Annotated in this window: 2 protein-coding genes and 1 pseudogene; 1 reads left to right on the top strand and 2 read right to left on the bottom strand. The window is 77.3% G+C overall.

The features are described 5' to 3' along the window. Both JZ5iCDA_RS17225 and JZ5iCDA_RS17220 read right to left on the bottom strand, forming a co-directional pair. Positions 1 to 294 (bottom strand): annotated as a pseudogene (locus JZ5iCDA_RS17225) (helicase-associated domain-containing protein); the annotation flags it as partial. A gap of 36 nt (positions 295 to 330) precedes the next feature. Further along, complete coding sequence (locus tag JZ5iCDA_RS17220) at positions 331 to 1,305, bottom strand: NAD-dependent epimerase/dehydratase family protein (RefSeq protein ID WP_069388212.1); 975 nt, start codon at positions 1,303 to 1,305, stop codon at positions 331 to 333. A gap of 121 nt (positions 1,306 to 1,426) precedes the next feature. On the opposite strand from JZ5iCDA_RS17220, the gene JZ5iCDA_RS17215 reads away from it, so the two are divergent. Next, positions 1,427 to 1,897, top strand: a 471-nt coding sequence (locus JZ5iCDA_RS17215; protein ID WP_139123221.1) for a TetR/AcrR family transcriptional regulator, incomplete at its 3' end; no start/stop codon positions are given.

The following is a 1,897-nucleotide window of genomic DNA, read 5'->3' as shown; positions in this document are numbered from 1 at the left end:
CCGCGAGCCGTCGAGCCCGAGGGCGCCCGCGACCGCGGCCGGCGTCACCGGGCCGCCCACCGAGTCGAGGACGAGGACGGCCTCGAGCACCTCGAGCTCGAACGCGGTCAGCGCGGCGAGCGCGCGCTCGAGGCTCGTGCGGCTCGACGCGCGGGCGGCGAGCGACAGCAGCGTGGACGGCGACGGCGTGGCCAGGTCGGGCCGGCGCGTGAGCAGCGCGACGAGCCGCGCGTCGTCGCTCGACCGCAGCGTGTCGCTGAACGACGCGGACCGTCTGGAGGGGGAGGTGGCCATCCGTTCGATGCTACGCGGGGCCGGCCGCCTCGGGGGCTACGGGCGGGCCGGCGCCCCGGCGGTGCTCGTCGCGGGCTCCCGGTTCTGCGCCGTCCGGCGGCACACCTCGTCCCACGGCGTCGGCACGATGCCGAACCGGGCCCGCGCGGCGGAGTCGTCCAGCACGTACGGGCGCTCCCACTGGTACATCAGCTCGCGCATCTCCCGCAGGAGCGGTGACACGAGCCCCGCGGCCCAGAAGCCGGCGCCCCGCAGCGACCGCACGCGCACCGGCGGCAGCCCGACGCTCGCCAGCACGTCCGTGAGCGCCTGGACCTGCGTGCGCGGCGGGTTGCTGGGCGCGTGCCACGTGCGCCCGTGGGCGCCGGGGTCCTCGGCGGCAGCGACCAGGGTCCGTGCGACGTCCTGCACGTCGGTGAAGGTGTGGGGCTGGTCGGTGCGGCCGATCATCCACGCGGCCCGGCCGCGCGCCGCGGCCGGCACGACGCGCGAGACGTGCCCGTTCGCCCCGATCCCCGGGCCCATGAAGTCCGACGCCCGCACCTCGACCACGCGCGCGCGCCCGGCCCGGTGCGCGGCGAGGGCGTCGGCCCACAGGCGAGCGCGCAGGACGCCCTTGTTGTCGGTCGCCGCGTCGGGCAGGTCCTCCGTCATGGGCCCGTCCACAGGGCCGTACGGGTAGAGGTTGCCCGTGATCGCGTACACGGCGCCCGTGCGCTCGGCGGCCGTGAGCAGCGACGCCGCGAGCGGCGGCCACACCCGCTCCCACAGCGTGTAGTCGCCGGGGTTGGCGCAGTTGTACAGGACGTCGACGCCGTCGGCGGCGCGGGTGAGCGCGTCGGCGTCCGACGCGTCGAGCGCGACGTGGCGCGCGCCGGCGACGCCGGTGTCGCGACCGCTGCGCGTGGCGACCGTGACGGACGACCCGCGCGCGGCGAGGAGGGCGGCGACGGCCCGGCCGACGGGGCCGGCGCCGACGACGAGGTGGTGGTCGTGGGACGTGCTGGGCATGGCGCTCCTCCGATTCCGAGAGCAGTGCTCTCACTCTCGAGCAGCGTCCCACGGCGGACGGCGCAAGGCAAGAGCACTGCTCTCGTTTGTGGGCGCCGATCTCTCCTGCCACCCTGGCGGCATGCCCGCACCGCGCACCGCCCGCGCCCTCGCCCGCGAGACCCTGACGCGTGAGATCCTCGCCGCTGCCCGGGCGCGGCTCGCGAGCTCGGGACCGTCCGAGCTCTCCCTGCGCGCGGTCGCGCGTGACGTCGGCATGGTCTCCTCGGCCGTCTACCGGTACTTCCCGAGCCGCGACGCCCTCCTCACCGCCCTGCTCGTCGAGTGCTACGACGAGCTCGGCGCCGCGGTCGAGGACGCCGAGGCGGCCGTCGCGCGCGACGACGTCGAAGGACGCTGGATCGCCGCGTGCCGCGCGCTGCGCGCGTGGTGCGTCGAGCGGCCCGGCGACTTCGCGCTGCTCTACGGCACCCCCGTGCCCGGGTACGCCGCCCCGCGCGACACCGTCGAACCCGCGACCCGCGTCGTGCGCGTCCTCGTGCGCGTCGTCGCCGACGCCACCGCCGGCGGCGCGGGGCCGGTCCCCGCTCCG

This window comes from Cellulosimicrobium cellulans (genome assembly GCF_001722485.1).
Lineage (GTDB): Bacteria > Actinomycetota > Actinomycetes > Actinomycetales > Cellulomonadaceae > Cellulosimicrobium > Cellulosimicrobium cellulans_A.
Note: the sequence above shows the minus strand (reverse complement) of the source record. Positions and strands in the feature narration are given on the sequence as shown.